This is a genomic window from Mycobacterium sp. shizuoka-1, from assembly GCF_002723835.1.
Lineage (GTDB): Bacteria > Actinomycetota > Actinomycetes > Mycobacteriales > Mycobacteriaceae > Mycobacterium.
Map to the genome: position 1 here is coordinate 21,762 of NZ_BEWG01000061.1, position 21,126 is coordinate 42,887.

18 protein-coding genes are annotated in these 21,126 nt (G+C 66.2%); 7 read left to right on the forward strand and 11 right to left on the reverse strand.

The window, feature by feature from the left end:
* Positions 1-5: 5 nt before the first annotated feature.
* Genes MSZK_RS17970 through MSZK_RS17985 form a run of 4 tightly spaced genes read right to left on the reverse strand, consistent with a single transcriptional unit; the run spans position 6 to position 4,936 of the window.
* On the reverse strand, positions 6-782 hold the full coding sequence (locus MSZK_RS17970) for a crotonase/enoyl-CoA hydratase family protein (protein WP_099250049.1): 777 nt from the start codon (positions 780-782) through the stop codon (positions 6-8).
* The gene (locus MSZK_RS17975; RefSeq protein ID WP_099250050.1) at positions 779-2,203 is read right to left on the reverse strand and encodes an aldehyde dehydrogenase family protein; all 1,425 of its coding nucleotides are present in this window, start codon (positions 2,201-2,203) and stop codon (positions 779-781) included. The genes MSZK_RS17970 and MSZK_RS17975 overlap by 4 nt, the downstream gene beginning before the upstream one ends.
* A gap of 26 nt (positions 2,204-2,229) precedes the next feature.
* Positions 2,230-3,336, reverse strand: a complete 1,107-nt coding sequence (locus MSZK_RS17980; protein WP_099250051.1) for a zinc-binding dehydrogenase — start codon at positions 3,334-3,336, stop codon at positions 2,230-2,232.
* Positions 3,337-3,364: 28 nt separating this feature from the next.
* Complete coding sequence (locus MSZK_RS17985) at positions 3,365-4,936, reverse strand: acyl-CoA synthetase (RefSeq protein WP_099250052.1); 1,572 nt, start codon at positions 4,934-4,936, stop codon at positions 3,365-3,367.
* 101 nt (positions 4,937-5,037) lie between these two features.
* Between MSZK_RS17985 and MSZK_RS17990 the strand changes: the two genes are divergently transcribed.
* Together MSZK_RS17990 and MSZK_RS17995 are read left to right on the forward strand one after the other, a co-directional pair.
* Positions 5,038-6,963 (forward strand): NAD(P)/FAD-dependent oxidoreductase, encoded by a 1,926-nt coding sequence (locus MSZK_RS17990; RefSeq protein WP_099250053.1) that lies wholly within the window; start codon positions 5,038-5,040, stop codon positions 6,961-6,963.
* Positions 6,960-7,847 carry an SDR family NAD(P)-dependent oxidoreductase gene (locus MSZK_RS17995; RefSeq protein WP_099250054.1) on the forward strand — a complete coding sequence of 296 codons (888 nt, stop codon included), beginning with the start codon at positions 6,960-6,962 and terminating at the stop codon, positions 7,845-7,847. Before MSZK_RS17990 ends, MSZK_RS17995 begins: the two co-directional genes overlap by 4 nt.
* 4 nt (positions 7,848-7,851) lie before the next feature.
* Here MSZK_RS17995 and MSZK_RS18000 read toward each other — a convergent pair whose 3' ends face one another.
* Positions 7,852-8,838 carry a Dabb family protein gene (locus tag MSZK_RS18000; protein ID WP_099250055.1) on the reverse strand — a complete coding sequence of 329 codons (987 nt, stop codon included), beginning with the start codon at positions 8,836-8,838 and terminating at the stop codon, positions 7,852-7,854.
* Positions 8,839-8,939: 101 nt separating this feature from the next.
* Between MSZK_RS18000 and MSZK_RS18005 the strand changes: the two genes are divergently transcribed.
* Positions 8,940-10,151, forward strand: coding sequence for an NADH:flavin oxidoreductase (locus MSZK_RS18005; protein ID WP_099250056.1), 1,212 nt, complete (start codon positions 8,940-8,942; stop codon positions 10,149-10,151).
* Here MSZK_RS18005 and MSZK_RS18010 read toward each other — a convergent pair.
* From MSZK_RS18010 to MSZK_RS18035, 6 genes are all read right to left on the reverse strand, one after another.
* Entirely contained in the window at positions 10,125-11,048 is a 924-nt protein-coding gene (locus MSZK_RS18010) for an alpha/beta hydrolase (protein ID WP_099250057.1), read from the reverse strand. The two genes, MSZK_RS18005 and MSZK_RS18010, sit on opposite strands and share 27 nt — an antisense overlap.
* Positions 11,045-11,890 carry an IclR family transcriptional regulator gene (locus MSZK_RS18015; RefSeq protein ID WP_099250058.1) on the reverse strand — a complete coding sequence of 282 codons (846 nt, stop codon included), beginning with the start codon at positions 11,888-11,890 and terminating at the stop codon, positions 11,045-11,047. The genes MSZK_RS18010 and MSZK_RS18015 overlap by 4 nt, the downstream gene beginning before the upstream one ends.
* A gap of 183 nt (positions 11,891-12,073) precedes the next feature.
* Entirely contained in the window at positions 12,074-13,543 is a 1,470-nt protein-coding gene (locus MSZK_RS18020; protein ID WP_099250059.1) for an FAD-dependent oxidoreductase, read from the reverse strand.
* Complete coding sequence (gene bphC / locus MSZK_RS18025) at positions 13,540-14,448, reverse strand: biphenyl-2,3-diol 1,2-dioxygenase (RefSeq protein ID WP_199203382.1); 909 nt, start codon at positions 14,446-14,448, stop codon at positions 13,540-13,542. The genes MSZK_RS18020 and bphC overlap by 4 nt, the downstream gene beginning before the upstream one ends.
* A 13-nt stretch (positions 14,449-14,461) precedes the next feature.
* Entirely contained in the window at positions 14,462-15,643 is a 1,182-nt protein-coding gene (locus tag MSZK_RS18030; protein ID WP_099250149.1) for an acyl-CoA dehydrogenase family protein, read from the reverse strand.
* 99 nt (positions 15,644-15,742) lie between these two features.
* A complete protein-coding gene (locus MSZK_RS18035; RefSeq protein ID WP_233211374.1) occupies positions 15,743-16,816 on the reverse strand; it encodes a ferredoxin--NADP reductase in 1,074 nt (357 codons plus the stop codon).
* 142 nt (positions 16,817-16,958) lie between these two features.
* Between MSZK_RS18035 and MSZK_RS18040 the strand changes: the two genes are divergently transcribed.
* Genes MSZK_RS18040 through MSZK_RS18055 form a run of 4 tightly spaced genes read left to right on the forward strand, consistent with a single transcriptional unit; the run spans position 16,959 to position 21,063 of the window.
* A complete protein-coding gene (locus MSZK_RS18040; RefSeq protein ID WP_233211386.1) occupies positions 16,959-18,533 on the forward strand; it encodes an NAD(P)/FAD-dependent oxidoreductase in 1,575 nt (524 codons plus the stop codon).
* Positions 18,534-19,340: a mycofactocin-coupled SDR family oxidoreductase gene (locus MSZK_RS18045; protein ID WP_099250060.1), complete on the forward strand. Its 807-nt coding sequence runs from the start codon at positions 18,534-18,536 to the stop codon at positions 19,338-19,340. It begins immediately after the preceding gene.
* Positions 19,337-20,170, forward strand: coding sequence for a mycofactocin-coupled SDR family oxidoreductase (locus tag MSZK_RS18050; RefSeq protein WP_099250061.1), 834 nt, complete (start codon positions 19,337-19,339; stop codon positions 20,168-20,170). Before MSZK_RS18045 ends, MSZK_RS18050 begins: the two co-directional genes overlap by 4 nt.
* On the forward strand, positions 20,167-21,063 hold the full coding sequence (locus MSZK_RS18055) for an SDR family oxidoreductase (protein WP_099250062.1): 897 nt from the start codon (positions 20,167-20,169) through the stop codon (positions 21,061-21,063). Before MSZK_RS18050 ends, MSZK_RS18055 begins: the two co-directional genes overlap by 4 nt.
* The last annotated feature ends 63 nt before the right edge of the window (positions 21,064-21,126 follow it).

Genomic DNA, 21,126 nt, shown 5'->3' on the forward strand with positions numbered 1-21,126 from the left:
GGTGGTCACGTCGTCCTCCACTTCGCGATCCGGCGCTGGTGCTCAGAGTCGTGGTGGGCCAGCGGCTGCATCGCGGCGGCCATTGCCAGGGTGGATTCCAGCGTTCCGGAGATGGATTCCTGCAGAAGGCGTTTGGCCATCCGAAGGGCGCGCGGAGGATTTGTCGCGATGCGTTCGGCCAATGCCTGTGCTTCGGCCGGCAGGTCGTCGTGGGGCACGACGCGGCTGACCAGACCCCACTCGAGCGCCGTGGCTGCATCGATGCGATCGCCGGTGAAGGTCAATTCGGCGGCTTTCGCATACCCGATAGCACGCGGCAGGAACCAGGTGCCGCCGTCGCCGGGGATCAAGCCCAGTTGGACAAAGCTCTCCGCGAACGATGCGCGCTCGGAGGCGATGCGAATGTCGCACATCATCGCCAGGTCGCAGCCGGCGCCGACGGCCGCGCCGTTGACCGCCGCGATCAGCGGCACTTCCAGTCTGCCGAGCGCCCGAGGGATGCGTTGAATACCGTCGACATAGGCGCGACGTTGATCGATCGCGCTCAAGCCGAACATGCCACGGCCGTCGGCCATGTCCTTGACGTTGCCCCCGGCGGAGAAGATCTTGCCGGCGCCGGTCAGCACGATCGCACAGACGGCAGTGTCACGGTTGGCCGCATCGACAGCCTGCTCGAACGCGGCGATGACGGCCGGGTCGGTGATGGCGTTACCCACCTCTGGCAACGTGATGGTCCAGACCTGAACGGCGCCTTCAGTATTGATGTCCAGTGGTGAACTCATGCGCCCGCCCGCAGCTGTAGGGATTTCGTCTGCAGGTACTCCTCGAGCCCGTACCGTCCCAGTTCGCGTCCGATGCCGGACTTCTTGTAACCGCCGAACGGTGCGGCCGGGTTGTAGGGCCCGCCGTTGATATCGAGTTGGCCGGTCTGAACCTGGCGGGCGAACGCGATCGCGGTCTCGTCGTCGGCGGCCCACACCGCGCCCGACAGTCCGTAGGGGGTGCCGTTGGCGATGCGCAGCGCTTCGTCGGTGTCGGTGTACGGGATGACCGCCAGTACGGGGCCGAACACTTCTTCCTGGCCGAGCTCGGAGTCCGGGTCGACGTCGGCAAAAACTGTTGGAGCAAGGAAGAAGCCCTCGTCTCGAACAGCGTCGGCGCCGCCGGTCAGCAGCCGGGCACCCTCTCCGGCGGCGCGCTCGATGAAGCCGCGCACCGTGTTGAACTGCGAGCGCGAGGCGGACGGTCCGATGCGGGTGGCGGGATCCCAGGGGTCTCCAACGGTGTAACGGGAGACGGCGGTCTCGATCTGATCCAACGCCTCCCCATAATGCTTCTGTGGCACCAGCATCCGGGTCCAGGCCATGCAGGTCTGGCCTCCGTTGAGGAACGCATTGCCGACCCCAACCTTCACGGCGGTGGCCACGTCCGCTCCGTCGAGGATCACATTGGCCGACTTGCCGCCCAGTTCGAGGGCGACCTTCTTGATCGACTGACCGGCCAGTTCTCCGACACGCGACCCCACACCGGTGGACCCGGTGAAGGACACGAAGTCGACGTCGGGGTGGGAGGCCAGGTGCTCACCGATGACCTGGCCCGGGCCCGACACGATGTTGATGACGCCGGGGGGCAGCCCGGCCTCTTCGCACGCCTCGACGAACGCGAACACCGACAGGGGTGCCTCGTTGCTCGGCTTGAGCACGACGGTGCAGCCCGCGGCGATCGCGGGCAGCACCTTCGCGACCACCTGGTACAGCGGGTAGTTCCACGGCGTGATGGCACCGACCACCCCGTATGGTTCCCGCAGTACCAGGGAGTTGCCGATGCGCTCCTCGAAGGCGAAGCCCTCCAGTGCGTCGGCGAATCCCTTGGCCACCGCCAACGGAACCTGGGTCTGAACCGTCGCAGCGATGCGCACCGGGGCACCCATCTCCGCGGTGATGAGATGGGCGATGTCGGGCAGACGCTTTTCCATCGCGTCGATCACGCGGTGGAGTCGATCGCGACGTTCGTCCACGCTGATCAGCGGATCGAATGCGCGTCGCGCTGCGTGAACCGCGGCGTCGACGTCGGCGGCCGAACCATTGGGCACGTGGCCGATCACCTTCTCGGTCGCGGGATCGACGACATCGATCACGCCGCTGCCGGCGGGTGCCACCCAGCGACCGTCGATGAACAGCGTGGGGTGCTCGTAGGTGGGCAAGACGAATTCTCCTCCGGTCGTGATGGTCAGGGGATCAAGCTGGCCCGGATGTCCCGCTTACCGTCGGCAGCGGCGAACGCATCGTTGATGTCGTCGAGCGCGTAGGAGGCTGCGGCGAGCCGCTCGAATGGCAGCGCATGCTGATGGCGGTCGAGGAATGTCAAGGCGCGGGACAGCACCGCCGGGTCGTAGAGCGAGACGCCGACCATGGTCTTGTTGGAGAACACGAAGCGCGACGGATCGAAAGCGAAGGTCTGGCCGACGTTGATATTGCCGATCTCGACATAGCGGCCGAACTGCCCGAGCATCTGCAGACCTTCCTCGATGGCCGACGGATGACCCACGACCTCGACCACCACATCGGCGCCGTGGCCGTCGGTCAACCCGCGCACCGCTTTCGCGCGATCTTTCGGTGTGCTGATCTCATTGAGGTCGAGCACGGTGTCGGCACCGAACGCGGTGGCGAGCTCGAGTCGCTCCGAGACTCCGTCGATGGCGATGACGTTCGCGGCGCCGCGCGCCTTCGCCACGGCGATCGCGTATAGTCCCAAGGCTCCTGCGCCTTGGACCACGACGTGTTCGCCGAGCTGCAAGTCGACGCGTTCGAGTCCGTACATCACCTGCGAAAGTGCGCAATTCGCGCCGGCGGCGATATCGTCGCTCACGCTGTCGGGAACCGAGTAGACGACCGCGCCGGCCGGCAGCAGGTAGTAGTCACCGTAACCGCCGACGAAATAGGGCGGCTCGTCGGCGCGGCCCAGCATGGCCATTTTCAAGTTCAGGCACGCGTTGCGTCGGCCGGCCAGGCAATTCCTGCAGGTGTGACAGCAGAAGAAGTACGGGAACACCACTCGGGCGCCCTCACCCAACGGTGTGCCGTTGGAGTCGGTCGATACCCCCGAGCCCAGCGCGGCGACGGCGCCCACCATCTCATGACCGAGAACCGTCGGCAGCTGGCCGCCGAGACCTCGCGTCGCGAATGTGCCGTGCCAGGCATGGACGTCGGACCCACAGATGTTCGCGCGCAGGACTCGGACCAGGATTTCACCCGGGCCTACCTCGGGCAGACTGACCGTCTGGATTTCGAACGGCTTGCCGGGTTCGTCAAAGCGCGCGATGCGGCCCTCATACACGTGGGAGATCCCTTTCGATGTCGGTGTGTTAGACGCTGAACCGCTGGCGCAGATCGCGTTTGAGTAGTTTTCCGCTGGGGTTCTTCGGCAGAGAGTCCACGAAGAACACCTGCTTGGGTGTCTTGAACCCGGCGAGGTGGTCTCGACAGTGACGGAGGATGTCGTCCTCCGTCAGGTCGGCACCGGCGCGAGCGACCACCGCGGCGACCACCGCCTCCACCCACAGCGGGTGCGGTATGCCGAATACGGCCGCTTCTTCGATCCCGCTGTGTCGGTAGAGAACTTCTTCGACTTCGCGGCTGGCAACGTTCTCGCCACCGGTCTTGATCATGTCTTTCTTGCGATCCACGACATGCAGGAGACCGTGTTGATCATAGAAGCCCAGATCTCCCGAGTGGAACCAGCCGCCGGAGAATGCCGCAGCGGTGGTCGCCTCGGCATCGAGGTAGCCGAGCATCAAATGGGGGCTGCGATGGGCGATTTCGCCCACGGTTCCGACGGCAACGGGGTTGTCCGCCTCGTCGAGGATGGCGGTTTCGACGTTGACGACCGGCCGTCCCGCCGCCCCGGCGTGTGCATCCTGCTCGTCGGGTCCCAATGCGGAGGCCAGGGGAGCCATCTCCGTCTGACCGTAGAAGTTCCACAGCCGGAGGTTGGGCAACCGCTCTCGCATTTCGTACAAGATCTCGGTCGGCATCGGCGACGCTCCGTAATAGCCTTTCCGCAGACTCGACAGGTCCACCTCATCGAACACCGGGCTGCGCAGCAGACTGATCCAGACAGTCGGCGGGGCAAAGTAATTGGTGACGCCGTAACGCTCGATGGTGCGTAGCACGAGTTCGGGATCCGGTCGGGACACGATGATGCTGGTGGCCCCGAGATAGATGTCGGTGGCGAGGAAGTTGTCCAACTGGGCACAGTGATACAGCGGCAGGGAGTGGACTTCCACATCGTCGCCGGACATGGAGCCGGCCACGATGGTGCTGATGTACTGCCACATCAGGCTGCGGCTGCTGTGCATGACGCCTTTGGGGCGCGACTCCGTGCCGCTGGTGTACATCACCCGCAGCAGTTGGTCGTCGTCGAGGCGGATGTGCGGCGCCGGGCTGGTCGTGGTCAGCCAGTCGGCAAAATCCGGCCAACCGGCAGGCGGAGACTGGCCATCGGGTGTCAGCGCAACCTTTGTGGTCACCGTCGGGCTGATCGCCATCGCCTGCTCGGCGACCGGCACCAGGCCGGTCTCCACGATGAACGCAGACGCCTTGCTGTGCCGGAGGATGAACGCGATCTCCTCGGCGGTGAGCATGAAATTGATCGGAACCAGAACCACGCCGGCGCGCGCGGTGGCGAACGCCAGTACCGCGTACTGCCAGCAGTTGTGCGACAGCAGGGCGACCCGGTCACCGGGACGCACGTCGTTGTCACCGAAGGCTGCAGCCGCTCGGTCCACCAAGTGATCGAACTCGGCGAAGCTGAGCACCACGTCGCCGTCGATGATGGCGGTCTTGTCGGGTTGCTTGCGAGCCGAACGACGCGGAATGTCAGCCAGACTGTGACTGCGGGCACGGGCGATGACCGCGGCGAGGTCCTCAGAGTGCATGAGCGCCACGGTAGGCAGGTCGACCACAGACGTGGTGGTTCGTCTCCCGCTCAGTAGACAGCGGGGCGCAGGGCCCGCGGATAGCCTTCGATACTCGACCCATGACCGTTACCACTGAATCGTCGTCATCGGCTGACAGCGCACCGGATCCGACTGTCCTGCGCGCGCATCTCCGACAGGCAGACCCCGGCGTTCTGGTTGCGGTGCTCACCCAGATGACGGGTGACGCATCGGTCATCGACCGGTACGCAGGCAAGATCGGCCACGTCCCCGATCCGCCCGAGCGGGCGGGCACGACCGACCCCGCCACCACCGATGCGCTGGTCGACGAGATCGTCGCCGCCCTCGGTCGGCCGCGGCCGGTCGATGCCGTCGCCGCCGACGATCGTGAGCTGTTCGCCGCCCTGTTGCCGATTGCGCTGGGCACCGAAGTCGACGACGAACAGGTGGATCTGCTCCTCGAGCAGGGCGGGTTCAGGCCCTCACAACCGACATTGCCGCGGACGACGCCGATCCCGTCGACGACCACCATGGCGATTATCGGCGCCGGTATCGCCGGCATCGCGGTTGCGCTGGCGGCGGCCGAAGAGGGTGTGCACTTCGAGATCTACGACCGCAACGATGAGGTCGGCGGCACGTGGCTGACCACGACATACCCGGGCATCGGTGTGGATACGCCGTCGGCGTACTACTCGCTGTCCCGGGACGTGAACCCGGACTGGTCGAACTACTACCCGGAAGGTGCCGAATACCAGTCCTACCTCGTGGCCCTGGCCGACAAACACGATCTGCGCCGCCATATCCGGTTCGGCACCGAAGTCGAGGCGTTGTGGTGGGACGAGCAACGCCAGCAGTGGCAGATCCACTCACGCGCCGCCGACGGTGTCCGAAACGTCGATTACGCCAGCGTCGTCGTCACTGCGGCGGGTTATCTGAACCGCCCGCGCTTTCCGGACCTCAAGGGCCGGGACACCTTCTCCGGAACCAGCATTCACTCGGCTCAATGGGACCCCACACTGGATCTTGCCGGGAAGAAGGTGGCGGTCATCGGTGCCGGGTGCACCGCCGTGCAGATCGTGGACGCCTGTGTCGACGAAGTCGAACACCTCACGGTGTTTCAACGCCAACCACATTGGGTGGCGCCGCGCAAGCGCCTCTCCGACGAGGTGCCCGAGCACCGGCGCTATCTGGGGCGGGTGCTGCCGTTCTACGCCATGTGGCACCGGCTCAAGTCGTACTGGGGCACGGCTGACAACAACTATCCGATCATCCTGCAAGATCCCGAGTGGTCGCAGACCCATGTGTCGATCTCCCCAGCCAACGACGTGTTGCTGCAGTTGTGCCTGGACTACATCGATCGCATGTTCGGGGCCGGAACGGAACTGGCGCGCAAGGTCACACCGGACTTCGCGCCGTACGGCAAGCGCATCATTCGCGACCCCGGTGGCTATTACGCCGCTCTGAAGCGCGCGCATGTCGATGTCGAAGCCGCCGAACCCGCCGAGGTGAACCCCGACGGAATCGTCACGGCTGACGGGCGCCAGATCGACCTCGACGTCATCATCTATGCCACCGGCTACCACCTCGACTTCCTGTCCACCGTCGATATCCGCGGCCGGGGCGGCAAGACGTTGGCGGGGGAGTGGGGGGACAGTCCCCGCGCCTACCGGGGTGGAACCGTCCCGGGTTTCCCGAATCTGTTCATCACCTCGGCCCCCAACTACAGCCCCGGACACGGTGCGGGTGCGAACTTCTCGATGGAGGTCCTCGCGCACTTCATCATGGAATGCCTGCAGCTCATGGCGCTGCGTGACGCGACGACGATCGAAGTCACCGAGTCCGCATTCGAGGAGTATGTCGCCGGTATCGACCGGGCAATGCAGCGCACCGTGTGGTGCCACACCCCGAACGCCCACACCTACTACCGCTCAGAGTCGGGCCGCGTCGTCGTCGCCACCCCGTACCGACTGGTCGACCTATGGCAGCAGCACCGGGCGCCCATCGAAGACGATTTCATTCTGCGATGAGCCAGCTCCTCACCGGGAAAACGGCATTGGTGACCGGAAGTAGTCGCGGGATCGGGCGGGCGATCGCCCAGCGACTGGCCGCCGAAGGCGCTACCGTGGCGGTCACCGCGCGGGCCTACACACCCTCGCCCTCGCTTCGCTCGGGGACTGCCGAGGCGTTGCCCGGCACCATCGAGGAGACCATCGCACTCATCGAAGAATCGGGCGGCTGTGCCTTCGGTCTTGCCGCCGACCTGGAAGACCCCGCCGCGCGGGACACCCTGGTGGATGCGGTGGTGGAGCGCACCGGCCGGATCGACATCGTGGTCAACAACGCGGGATTCGCCGACTATTCGGTGGTCGAGGCCATGGCCCCGGAGACGTTTGACCGGACCGTCGAGCACTATCTGAAGACGCCCTTCATCTTGACGAAAGCCGCAGTGCCCCACATGCGTCGGCAGGGAGCGGGCTGGATCGTCAACATCGGTTCGGTCACGGGGGTGGCGCCGGTTCGGCCGTACCGCGACTACAACAAGACCGCCGGCGACGTGATCTACGCGTCGTGCAAGGCCGCGTTGCACCGTTTCACCCAGGGTGTCGCTGCCGAGTTGCTCGACGCCAACATCGCGGTGAACTGTGTTGGCCCGTCGACCGCAGTGCGCACTCCCGGTGCGGCGTCGTTGATACCGGACAATTTCCCGACCGAGCCCGTCGAATACCTGGCAGAGACAGTGTTGGCGATGTGTCACCTGCCGGCCGAACAACGCACGGGCTTGGTGGCCTTCAGCCTGCATTACCCATGGTCGCAACGGCTTCCGGTGCATTCGTTGGATGGGCTGGCCGTATTGCCGCCGCTGGAGCCGCCGGCGACCGCGAACCCCAATATTCTGCCCGCCGGGCTCTGACGGATCAGCTCAGGACAGAACGCTCAGTTCGGCAGAAGCTGTGACACACTCGGTCTCGGACGATCATGTCGGTTGTCTCCGGGTCGAACCAACGATCGACCACCGCCCAATGAACCGGGTGCATCAGGTAAGGCCCCATCAATCCGTCGACATCGGTGAACTCCTGCTCGAAGACGTGAGTCCAGCCGGTCGTGCCGATCGCCTCGTCGACCCGGCTCAGCTGCCATGCCCGGATCGTGGAGACATAGCTGGGCATCATCGCCAGTTCCCGCTCGAATGTGCCGACGTCGTGCGCCGGCACTTCGGGTGGGACCCGTAGCAGCAGCGCGCGGTAGACCGTTCCGGTGCCGCGACACAGCGGGGTTCCCCGATAGGTGACGCCGTTGACGTGAGTGATCGCCGGATCCTGGAGTGCCTCGTCGAAGCGGCTGTCCGACCAGCTCTCGGAATCCTGGAATCGCAGGTGCACCAGGATGTCACCGCCGTTACGCGAACCTGCCTCCGTCGGCTCGACCACTGCCCGCAAGGCCCCACTCGCCTCGGCGGCCTCGCGCAGTGCACCGAGCACTCGTCCGCGGTCGGACTCGACGACGTCCAGCAATCGCGTGACGCCGACCGTGGGGTTCGCCCCTTGCGGGTCAGGCAGCGGCGCGGGGGTCTCGGCGCGATCGAGGTCCTCGGCGCGCGTCGCAGCAGTGCGGCTGCGCTCGACGATGAGGCCTGAGACGTCGTCCCACCACCGAGCCACCGTCGGATCGGGTCGAGCCCGCCACGTCATCTGCCACCAGGCTTGCGGGCTGGGCAACGTCCAGGTGATTGTCACGACGTTGGAGCGGTCATCGAACAGGATCGGTGGGCTCACCACGACATCGCGCAACTCCATACCGCGGTCCCTGGCGCCCGGAACGTAGCCGGACAGATAGGCATCGATGAAAGCCCGCGCACAACCGGGAGCGGTTACCACGCGGTCGATGACGAACACCTCGGCCATGGTCGCGACGCTACGGGCCGCGATCGAGGCGATCTCCCGCGGCTCCCGGCCATCGGGAGACCGCCGTTGACCGCGCGACGCCTCGGCGCGATGGTGATCCGATGAGCGATGTGTTCAGCCCGGCGCGCCTTGGACCGGTCACCCTGCGCAACCGAGTGATCAAAGCGGCGACCTCGGAGGGACGCTCGCCGCGGGGCGAGGTCACCGATGACTTGATCGCGTTTCACGTCGCCTTTGCCGAAGGTGGAGTCGGCATGACGACAGTCGCCTATTGCTGCGTGTCTCCGCAGGCTGCCAGCGCGCCCGGGCAGATCGTGATGAGCGCTGCGGCGCTGCCGGGCTTGCGCAGACTCACCGATGCCGTGCACGGGGCCGGCGCCGCGATTTCGGCGCAACTCGGACACGCCGGAGTGGTAGCACCGCGCAAGCTCACCGGCGTCACGGCCGTGGCGCCCAGCCGATTCGTCAATCCGACCTCCATGGCGTACTGCCGAGCCATCACCATCGACGAAATCCACTCGGTGATAAGGCAATTCGGTGCCGCCACCCAGGTCGCGATCGATGCCGGGTTCGACGCGGTCGAGCTGCATTTTGGTCATCTGTATCTGCCCAGCTCGTTTCTGAGCCCACTCATCAATCGGCGCAAGGATGCCTACGGCGGCGACATCGACAACCGTTCGCGGCTGGTCCGCGAGATCGCCCAGCACGTCCGCGAGATCGCCGGCAACCAGATCGCAGTGATCGCCAAATTGGACATGGATGACGGCCTGCCCGGCAGCATCTGGATCGACGAAGCACTGCGGACCGCACAGCTTCTCGACGCCGATTCCACCCTGGATGCCGTGGAACTGACCCAGGGTTCGTCGGTGTACAAACCGATGTACCTGTTTCGAGGCGATGTGCCGGTCAAGGAGTTCGCGACGGTGATGCCAGCCGCGCTGCGTCCCGCGGTCCGGGTCTTCGGCAAGTACGCGATGGGTGTCTACCCCTACCGCGACCTCTACATGTTGGATGCCGCACGCCAGTTCGTGCCCTTGATGCAGAACACCAAGCTGATCTTGTTGGGTGGCATCACCGAGCGCGAGCACCTGGAGACGGGATTGGCCGAAGGCTTCGACTTCTTCGCGATGGGCCGGGCGCTGCTTCGGGAACCCGATCGGGTCAACACGATGCAAGCCGAACCCACATCGCGCAGCCGCTGCAACCACAACAACAAGTGCATGGTGACGGTGTTCGGCCGCACCCACTGTGTGCTCGACCCCGTCCAGCGCTACGGGCCGGTGCCGTTACCGGTCGAGCACGTCGGCCAGTGATCGGGCGGCATCCCGGCGGGCACGGTGCGCGAGGTCGAGCATGGGCATCGTCATGAATCCGTGGATGCCGCCCTCGAACGACCATCGCGTGGTCGGTACTCCGGCCGCCGCCAGGGCCTCCGCATAGGCGATGCCTTCGTCGCGCAGTGGATCATGGCCGGCCAGCACGATCACGGCAGGCGGCAGCCCGGTCAAATCCGCGTGCAGCGGTGAGGCGTAGGGATGCTGACGATCTGTCACGGCCGGCACGTACTGATCCCAGTACCACTGCAGTGCCGGGCGCGGATTGTAGAACCCGCGGCCGTAGCGCCGGTAGGACACGGTGTCGAAGTCGGCGGCGACCACCGGATACAGCAGCAACTGCGCCGCGATGTCCAGGCAGCCACGATCTCGAGCCATCAACGTGGCCACTGCAGCGAGGTTGCCGCCCGCGCTGTCCCCACCCACCGCGATTCGGCCGGGATCGCCCCCGAGTTCGGCCGCATGTGCCGCGGCCCATCGGGCGGCGGTGAGGACGTCTTCGGCCGCGGTGGGCCAGCGGTGCTCGGGTGCCAGCCGGTAGTCGACCGAGACAACCACGGCCGGAATGAGATTGGCGAGATTGCGGCATAAGCCGTCGTGGCTGTCGAGGTCGCAGAACACGAACCCGCCACCGTGGGCGTACACGAGTATCGGCAGCGGCTCATCCGACTGCGGCCGATACACCCGGACCGCCACCGTAGCGCCCGTGACATCGACCTGGTGGTCGGCGACGTGGGACACCGGTTCGGGATCCGGGTTGGGGACAAAACGGGCGCGGATCGCCGCGCGCGCCTGTGCCCCGGTCATCGTCTGCACCGGTGGGAAGCCGGAGTCGAGGGTTTCGATCAGCCCCGCGATCTGAGGATCGAGAGTCACGCCGGCTGCAGCGATGCCGAATCCCGTCCCATGGGTCGGGGAGCGGGGCCGACGCGTAGTGGGCGCAGCGATTGCAGCGTCGGCGCGACGCGGTCGGCGCCGTCCTCCGCGCTACGCCAGATACCCATGGCCGTCATTCTTACCGGCGCGACCAGCCGGCTGTCGAATGCCATCCGGCTCATCGGTCCGCACACCGAAACCGCTGCCACCGCCTGACCGGCCGTGCCGATGGGAGCAGCCACGCAGCCGAAGCCGGGCAGCGACTCCTCGCGTTCGAAGGCCACGCCGTGGGCACGGACCTTGGCCAGCTCGGCGACCAGCTGGGGCGCCGTCGCGATCGAGAACCGGGTCTTTCGATCGGTCAGGTCGACCTCGGTGATGTCGTTCTCGGCGAGGATCGCCTTGCCCACCGCCGTACAGTGCGCGGGCTGACGGCCACCTACCCGGGTGGGGATTGCCGCGCCCAGGTGATCACCGATCTTCTCCAGGTAGACCACGTCGGATCCGTCGAGGACTGCGAGATGCACCACCAATCCGGTCGCGCGGTGCAGGTCACGCAACAGCGGGATGGCGGCGCGGTGAATGCGGTCCTGATGCAAAGCCAGGGATCCCAATTCCACCAGTCGCATCCCCAGCTCGTAGTCGCGGCCGTCGCGGCGCAGCCAGCGCAACGCGACGAGACGTTCGAGCATGCGATGCGCGGACGACCGTGGCAGGCCCGTTCGCCGGACGATCTGTGCCAGCGTCAGTCGGCCCGGCCCGTCGAAAGCGTCCAGAACCAGTGAAATGCGGTCAATGACGGCGCTCGGCGTCTCGCCGGCCTTCTCGACAGCCATTGTCATGAGGCCTCCCAGTTTTGATGGCATGCCAACCAGGCATATGACTATTAGTAATATAGGTTCTAGCACAGTGCTGTGCCCGCTGTCACACGAAACGCCGCGCAGAGTTGACCGTCACCGCGCAGGCGCGCGGCAGGGTGCGGCACCACTCACGCCGAAGGGCGGAGCGCAATAGAGTCCGTCCGGCTAGGCGCCTGCGGCTGCGCGACCCGCACGCCGGCCGTAGAAGCTGCCGTCGCCGAGCGAGACACCGCTGGCGTAGCCCCATGCCGCCAGTCCCGCGGTGCAGCGCCCCGCGGCGAACAGGCCGGGAATCGGGTGCCCGCTGACTCCGATGACTTCACCGTCCAATGACGTCAGCAGACCGCCGAGCGTGAAACCACCACAGCTGGCCCGTAGGTCGATCGCGCCGACCGGCGTACCGACGGGTTTGATCCACTCGGGCTTCTTGTGCAGCAGCGGGTCCTCACCACGCGTGGCCGCCTGGTTGTAGGCGCCGATCGTCGCCTGTAGGGAGCCGGCCGGCAGTCCGATCTCCGCCTCGAGTTCGGCGACTGTGTCGCACACCCACGTTGCGGGCCGCTTGAGGAACGGGGTGGCCGAGGTCGCCGCCATCGCCTCGTCCTGGGCGTCGCCGTCGATGATCAGGTAGGCGGTGTCCTCCTGCCGATACAGCGTGAGCTGGCCGATCCGGCCGGAATACATGTCCTCGGGGACATACCGCTGACCGAGTCCGTTGACGAGAACGCCGCGCACCGTCTGCTGCGGATCGATGAGGAATGCCACCTCGGTGGCGTCCATGTGCGCCAGGTCGGCACCGAGTGCCTGCGCCATCCGGATCGCGCGGCCGTCGTGTTGTTCGATGGACGCGGCGGGCCGTCCCGCGATGGCCGGCGCGAACTGTTTGACCATCGACTCGTTGTAGGCGAAGCTGCCCGCGGCCAACATGACCCCGCGCCGGGCGCGCACCCGCACGGTCTCGCCGTACTGCCTGGCGATCACTCCTGACACCCGGCCATCGGACTCGACGACCAGCGTCTGGGCCCGCACGTCATAGACCGCGCGGACACCCAGCGACGTGGCCGTCTCGACCAGTGGCTTCATCAACATGAAACCACCGCTCTTCTCGCCGGCGACTTTTCCGGTCATCTGCGGGATGTGCCCGCGCGGAGCGGGTTCGGCGATCGTGTTGAAGGGGTAGGCGTTCTCGCCGCCGGTGAACATCAGACCCTGATCGCCGGGCGGCTCCCATCCGGGCTCACCCCAGAACTCCGGTTTGAACGGCACTCCGCAGCCCGTGAGCCAGTCGAAGTGCTCCAGGCTGCCCTCGCAGTAGTCCGCGATGCGCGCCTCATCGGCGCCGGGACCCATCGCCACATTGAGGAATGCCGCCATATTCGACGGCGAATCGTCGAAACCGCAGGCCTTTTGGATCGGGGTGCCGCCGCCCAGGTACACAAAGCCGCCCGCCATCGCCGCGGCGCCGCCCCACGATCCGGTGCGTTCGAGCACCAGGACATCGGCACCGGCGCGCGCTGCTTCTACCGCCGCCGCCGCGCCGGCGATGCCGTAGCCGACGATGACCACGTCGGCCTCGTGATCCCAATTCTCGATCGACGATGCAGGGACCGGGCTGACGTCATCATCGGCGGTCATGGGCGCATGGCCGCCGGAAGGTCGGACACCCATTGATGTCCCCAATAGCTGTCGGCGGTGATTTCCTCTGCGGTGTAGTACATGTCGTCGACGCGCATCCCTTCGGTGCCGAATTCGATGTCCCAATCACCGGGCGCGCGCACGTAGAACGACACCATCTTGTCGTTGGTATGTCGGCCCAGGGTCGACGATAACTGAAAGCCCTCGGCGTTGACCCGATCCAGCGCTTGGCCCACCGTGTCGAGCGAGTCGACTTCGACCATCAGATGGATCAACCCGGGGTCGCGAACGGTCTGCGCAGGACAGATCGCCAAGCTGTGGTGACGCTGGTTGACGCCCATGAACCGCACCCGCACCGGTCCGAATTCGGGCGGCACCGGGACCCGGAATGCGCCGCGGGAGGTGAATCCCAAGACATCGGTGTAGAAGGCGAAGACTCCGTCGACGTCGAGGGCGGGAAGCACAACGTGGCCCAGCCCTTGATCACCGGTGACGAACCTGGCGCCGAACGGGGCCACGACAGGGGAGTGATCGAGTACCGCCCCGTGGAATACCTCCAGCGAGGTCCCCGCCGGATCCTCGAAGGCGATGACCTCCTCGACCCGCCGGGCGTCTGCCTCCTCGAGGGACAGCTGCTTGAACGGAACCCCCGCGACATCCAAGGCGGCCTTCACCCGCTCCAAGTCCGCGTGGTCACGCACCTCCCACCCCACACTGACAATCTTGTCGACGTCGCCGGGCACGACGATGATGCGTGCGGCCCGTTCGTCCATGCGCAAGTACAGAGCTGACGCATCGGACCCGTTGCCCTGGGCAAAGCCGAGGACGCCGAAGGCGAAGTGGCGCCAGCGTTCCATGTCGGAGGCCGCTACGGTGACGTAGCCGAGACCCTTGATCAGACCCATGCGGATTCTCCCGTCAGATCATGGCCCGAAGCGGTCCCTGCGGGTCCACTCCCAGCGAACTCAAGGCAGAGGCGTGAAACACGGTTCCCGGAACGTGGATCGCATGCGCCTGGCCGACGTGGACATCCCGCCAATACCGTTGCAGCGGTTTGTCCATGCGTGCGGCATTGCCGCCGCACCGCGCGAAAATCTCGTCGACCGCTGACACCGCGCGCCACACCGCACGCACCTGGGTCCGCCGGCCCGCCGCGCGGTCCTCGAACGACACCTCCTTGCCGGCGTCGACGATGTCGTAGATTCGGTCGGCGTTGGCCAGCAATTCCTGCCGGGCAGCATTGATGTCAGCGGCCGCCTCCCCGATGGCGTACATGACGTAGGGGTCGTCCTTGACGGCCACGCCACTGGCGTTCACCCGTTCACGCTGATAATCCAGCGCGGCGGCCAGCGCGCCTTCGGCAATGCCGATGGTGGCCGAGGAAATACCCAGCGGGAACATCGTCGACCACGGCATCAGGTACAGCGTCTCGGTCATGCCGGCCTCGCGCTGAGCGGTGCCGTCCATCACCTTCATCGCGTCCATCGTGCGGTAGGACGGCACGAACGCATCGGAGACGATGACGTCCTTGGAGCCGGTGCCCCGCAGCCCCACGACATCCCAGGAGTCCTCGACGATTTCGTAGTCCGTGCGCGGCAGGATCATGTGCAGCATCTGGGGCGGCATCACCGGCTTGCCCTCGGCGTCACCGATCATCGCGCCGAGGAAAATCCAGTCACAGTGGTCGGTGCCGGAGCTGAACTGCCACCTGCCGTTGAAGATGTAGCCGCCGTCGACCGGCCTGGCGACGCCCTGCGGGGCGTACGGAGAAGCCACCCAGGTGTCGACGTCATCGGCCCAGATCTCGGCGCCGACCTTCGGATCGGCATACGCCAGCTGGTAGGGGTGCACGCCCACCACGCCGTTGATCCAGCCGGCCGACGGGTCGAGTGCAGCGGTGGCCATGACCGTCTCGGCGAACTCGCGAGGATGAACTTCCAACCCGCCGTGAATCTTGGGTTGAAGCAGGCGGATGTTCCCGGCCGACTTCATCAGCTTCACCGTCTCGTCGGTGAGTTTGCCGATCGTCTCGGCCTCGGCGCCCTGGCCGCGCAGCTCCTCGGCGATCTGGTGCACCCGGTCGATTACCCGCTCAGTCATCATCTGGTCCTATCGTCGCTGACTCTCACCGATCGTGGACCGCCGCGATGCGGGCCGCGGCGTCGGTTCCCGGTCAGCGGAAAGCTGCTGTCGCACGGCTCAGAACGCAATATGCAGGTCGTCGGAGACCGGCCTTGCCTGGCAGGCCAGGATCAGGCCGGCGGCGCGATCCTCCGGTTCGAGAATGTCGCAGGTGGCCATCTCCACCTCGCCGCGCACCACGGTCGCCGCGCACGACCCGCAGCGGCCCTCCTTGCAGGAGTAGGGCACGTCGATGCCCGCCGCGATCATGGTGTCGACCAGAGTCGCTCGCCGTGGCCATCGCAGGCGATGGCTGTGTCCGTCCAGGTCGAGAAGCACGCTGGCGCCGTCAGCACCATCGGGATCGGCCTGCACCGCGGCGACATCGTCGGTGAAGGGGTGGCCGGTCAGCGACTCGAACACTTCGAGGTGAACCCGTTCCCGTGGAACGCCCGCTTCGGTGAGAGCCGCTTTGACCACCGCCATGAACGGCGCCGGCCCACAGATGAACGATTGCAAAGCCGCCGAACCGGCGAAGACCGTCTGGCTGAAGCCGCGCATCTGCGCGCGAGTGGGAAGACCTTGCACGGACTCCAGCCAGTGCAGCACCGTCAACCTTCCGGCGTACCGCGCCGCCAACTCGCGCAACTCAGCCGCGAAGATCACCGAGCGTTCATCGCGGTTCGCGTAACACAGCACCACCCGCCCCGTGCCGGCGGCAAGGACGGACTTCAGAATCGATATCACCGGTGTGATCCCGCTGCCGGCTGCCCACAGCAGGAAGTCTGAATCGAGGTCGGCCGGGGTGAATACTCCCGACGGCGGCAGCACCTCGATGGAAGCGCCAGAAGAAAGGTTGTCGCACAACCAGTTCGACGCATAACCGCCCATGGTCCGCTTCACTGTCACCTTCGGCGCGGCATCGGTGTGCGGCGAGCTCGCGAGCGAATAACACCGGGCCACCGACCCGGTCAGTTCGCTGGGGACTCGAAGCGTCAGGAACTGCCCCGGCCGATACCCGAATCTGTCGCGGTGATCGTCGGGAATCGCGAACACGAAGGACCTCGCGTCGGCACCCTCGGCGATGACATCCGTCACCGTCACCACCACACCGCGCCCCGGGGCGATCGCCTCACTGCCGCTGTCGACCATGGGCATCGATTCTGGCGGGCGGCGGCCGGGGTGCGCCGTCTTGGCGTCCGGTGAACGGGAGAGACCTCATACCGGCACCGTTGCACGACCTACCGTTCGGCACGTGAGCAGTGAATCGAAGACCTCGGTGGATGTCGTCGTGGTGGGTGCCGGGTTCGCCGGCCTGTATGCGTTACACAAGTTCCGCACGCAGGGATTGTCCGTGCGGGTGTTCGAGGGGGCACCCGACGTGGGCGGCACCTGGTACTACAACCGCTATCCAGGTGCCCGGTGTGACGTCGAGAGCGTGGACTACTGCTACTCGTTCTCCGACGAGCTGCAGCAGGAGTGGACGTGGACCGAGAAATACGCTGCACAGCCCGAGATCCTGGCCTACATCAACTGGGTTGCCGACAAGCTCGATCTGCGCCGCGACATCACCTTCGGCACCCGGGTCACGAGTGCGGTGCTCGATGAGCACACATTGCGCTGGACGGTGACCACTGATGCCGACGAGAGCGTCGAGGCCCGCTTCGTCGTGATGGCCACCGGGCCGCTGTCGGCGGCCATCACCCCCGACTTCAAGGGCTTGGACACCTTCCGGGGCGAGGTCTACCACACCGCGCACTGGCCGCACGACGGCGTCCACTTCACCGGCAAGCGCGTGGCAGTGATCGGCACCGGATCCTCCGGCGTCCAATCGATACCGATCATCGCCGAACAAGCTCAGCAGCTGTACGTGTTTCAGCGCACGCCGAACTACAGCGTCCCAGCCGGCAATCGCGAATTGACGGCGGAAGAGATCGCCGACACCAAGGCCAACTATGCGCAGCGGCGCCGGATGTCGTGGCGAAGTGGAGGCGGGTCTCCGCACATCGCGCATTCCAAGCTGACCATGGAGGCAACACCCGAGGAACGCCGGGCGGCGTTCGAAAAGCGCTGGGAATTGGGCGGTGTGCTGTTCTCGAAGACCTTCACCGACCAGATGGTCTCGCTGGAAGCCAACGAGGAAGCCCGCAAGTTCTACGAAGAGAAGATCCGATCGGTGATCGACGATCCGGAGCTCGCTGACTTACTGATTCCGAACGACCATCCGATCGGCACCAAGCGGATCTGCACTGACACCAACTACTTCCAGACGTTCAACCGGCCCAACGTGACGTTGGTCAGCGTGCGCAAGACGCCGATCGAGTCGATCGACGAGACGGGAATCGCGACCTCGGACGCGCACTTCGAGATCGACGCGCTGGTCTTGGCCACCGGATTCGACGCCATGACCGGCACGCTGGCAAAGATCGACATCGTCGGCCGCGGGGGCCAGCGTCTGGTGGACGACTGGGTCGACGGGCCGCGCACCTATCTCGGATTGGGTACCGACGGATTCCCCAACCTGTTCCTGGTGTCCGGGCCGGGGGCGCCGGCAGTCTTGGCGAACATGGTGCTGCACGCCGAGGCCCACGTGAATTGGATCGCCGACGCCATCGGCTATCTCGGAAGCCATGGCTACGCCGGGATCGAGCCGACTGCCGACGCGGTGGACAACTGGATCGCGGAATGCGCGCAGCGGGCCGAAGCGACGCTGTTCACCAAGGCCAACTCCTGGTACATGGGCGCGAACGTGCCCGGCAAGCCCCGGCAATTCATGTTGTTCATCGGTGGTTTCGCCACGTATCTGGACATCTGCCACGAGGTGGCCGCCGCCGGATACAAGGGATTCGACCTGCTCAAGGCTCCGTAGATGTCGGCAGGCTTGCGCGACAAGGTCGTGCTGGTCACCGGTGCGGGCCGGGGTACCGGTCGCGTGCACTGTGAGCGGTTCGCTGACGCGGGTGCCGACCTCATCATGATCGACCACATCGGTGCGACCGACGACCTTCGCGATACCGCGGATCAGGTCACCACTCGGGGCCGGCGTGCCGTCATCGGAACAGCCGATGTCGCCGATCTCGGCGCCGTCACCGCTGCGGTCAACACAGGGGTCGAGCGTCTCGGCCGGCTCGACGTCGTGGTGGCCAACGCCGGCATCCACACGCCCGGCGGCCCCGCGTGGCAGATCGATCCCCGCGACTGGCAGCGCACCATCGATGTCAATCTCACCGGGGTATGGCACACGATCCGGGCCGGCGTGCCTCACTTCGGCTCCGATGGCGGTGCCGTCGTGATCATCAGCTCCACCAACGGGTTACGTGGCACCGCTGGTACCGCTCACTACACCACCAGTAAGCACGCCGTCGTCGGCTTGGCCCGCACGCTCGCCAACGAGTTGGGCCCGCGCCGCATTCGGGTCAACACCGTGCACCCCGGCGCGGTCGCCACCCCGATGGTGCGGAATGCGGCAACCTACAAGAGATTGCGGCCCGATCTCGACGACCCCACCGAGGCAGACGCCGCCGAGGTACTCACTGCGCGCAATCTGCTTCCGGTGCCGTGGGTCGAGCCCGTCGACATTGCCGATGCCGTCGTGTTTCTCGCCTCTGACCACGCGCGGTACATCACCGGTGCCCAACTCGTCGTCGACGCGGGCCTGACCCAGAAGACCACATGACAGGGCGGCTGGCGGGAAAGACCGCATTCATCACCGGGGCGGCACGCGGCATCGGCCGCGCTCAGGCGCTGCGCTTCGCCGAGGAGGGTGCGGCCATCATCGGTGTCGACATCTGCGGACGTGTCGAGTCGGTACGGGTGCCGCCCAGCACACCAGACGACCTTGACGAGACAGCACGGCTGGTCGAAGAAGTCGGTGGCCGCATCTCGACCGGTGTCGTCGATGTGCGCGATCTCGGTGACCTTCGGGCAGCGGCGGACCGGGGATCCGGGCATTTCGGCGGGATCGACATCGTCTGCGCCACAGCGGGAATCACCTCACGCGCGCCCGCAACCGAGATGTCGGAATCGATGTGGCGGACAATGGTGGACGTCAATCTGACCGGGGTGTGGAACACCTGTACCGCGGCCATTCCCCACCTGATCAAACGCGGGGCAGGCTCCGTCGTGCTGGTCAGCTCGATCGCCGGATTGCGCGGCCTGGTCGGCGTCGCGCATTACACGGCCGCCAAGCACGGTGTCGTCGGCCTGATGCGCAGCCTCGCGATTGATCTGGCACCGTTCGGCGTTCGGGTCAACTGTGTGCACCCGACCAACGTCGATACGCCGATGATCCAGAACGAGGTGGTCAGCAGCGCATTTCGTCCCGACCTGGGCCGGCCCCCGACCAAGGACGAGTTCGCAGAAGCCGCGACCCACATGAATCTGTTGCCAGTGCCGTGGGTCGATCCGCGCGACGTCGCCAATGCCAGCCTGTTTCTGGCCTCCGACGAGGCGCGCTACATCACCTCGGTCAGCTTGCCCGTCGATGCCGGGGCGACGCAACGATGACCACCGGTGTCGAGCGCGTCTACGCCGTGACCGGTGCGGCGTCCGGGATGGGAAGGGCCGTCGCCGACCGGCTGCGCGGTGAGGGCCACCGGGTGATCGGCGTGGACCTTCGTGACACCGAGGTCATCGCCGACCTCTCGAGCGCCGGGGGACGCTCAGCTGCTGCCGCCGCCGTGCTTGCTTTGGCGGATGGGCGCCTCGACGGCGCCGTGCTGGCCGCAGGGGTCGGCCCCCGGCCCGGAGTGCACAACGTGCCCACCATCATGGCGGTGAACTATTTCGGCGTTGTCGAGTTGGCCGAGGCATGGCGGCCCGCGTTCGCGGCCACCGGCTCCGCGAAGGTCGTTGTCGTGGGCAGCAATTCGGCGACCACCATGCCCATGGTGCCCGGACGGGCGGTGCGCGCACTATTGCGCGGTGACCTCAGCGCCGCGGTGCGCGCAGTGCGAATCTTCCGATCGGCGGCACCGGCGATGGCGTACGGTGCCTCGAAGATCGCGCTGATGCGGTGGGTGCGCCTGAGCGCGGTGCAGCAGGCGTGGTCCGGCGCCGGGATACGGTTGAACGCGATCGCCCCAGGTGCCGTCGATACACCGCTGCTCGGTGAACAGCTCGCGACACCGCGCGAGGCGAAGGCCGTCACCTCGTTCCCGGTCCCCGTGGGAGGCTTCGGCACCACCTGGCAACTGGCGGAGTGGATGCGATTCATGCTTTCCGACGCTGCTGACTTCCTCTGCGGCAGCGTGATCTTCGTCGACGGGGGATCGGACGCATACTTCCGCGCCACCCACTGGCCACGGCGGGTACCTACCGCAGGGATACCGCGGTATGTGCACAGGCTGCTTGTGTACCGACTGCGGCGAGCGCGGCGGTCAAAGTCGACGGCGGCATGATCCCGGCCTGGGTGTGATCTGGTCGACTCCCAGTGAATGGCACCTACGGCGGGACTGGATTCC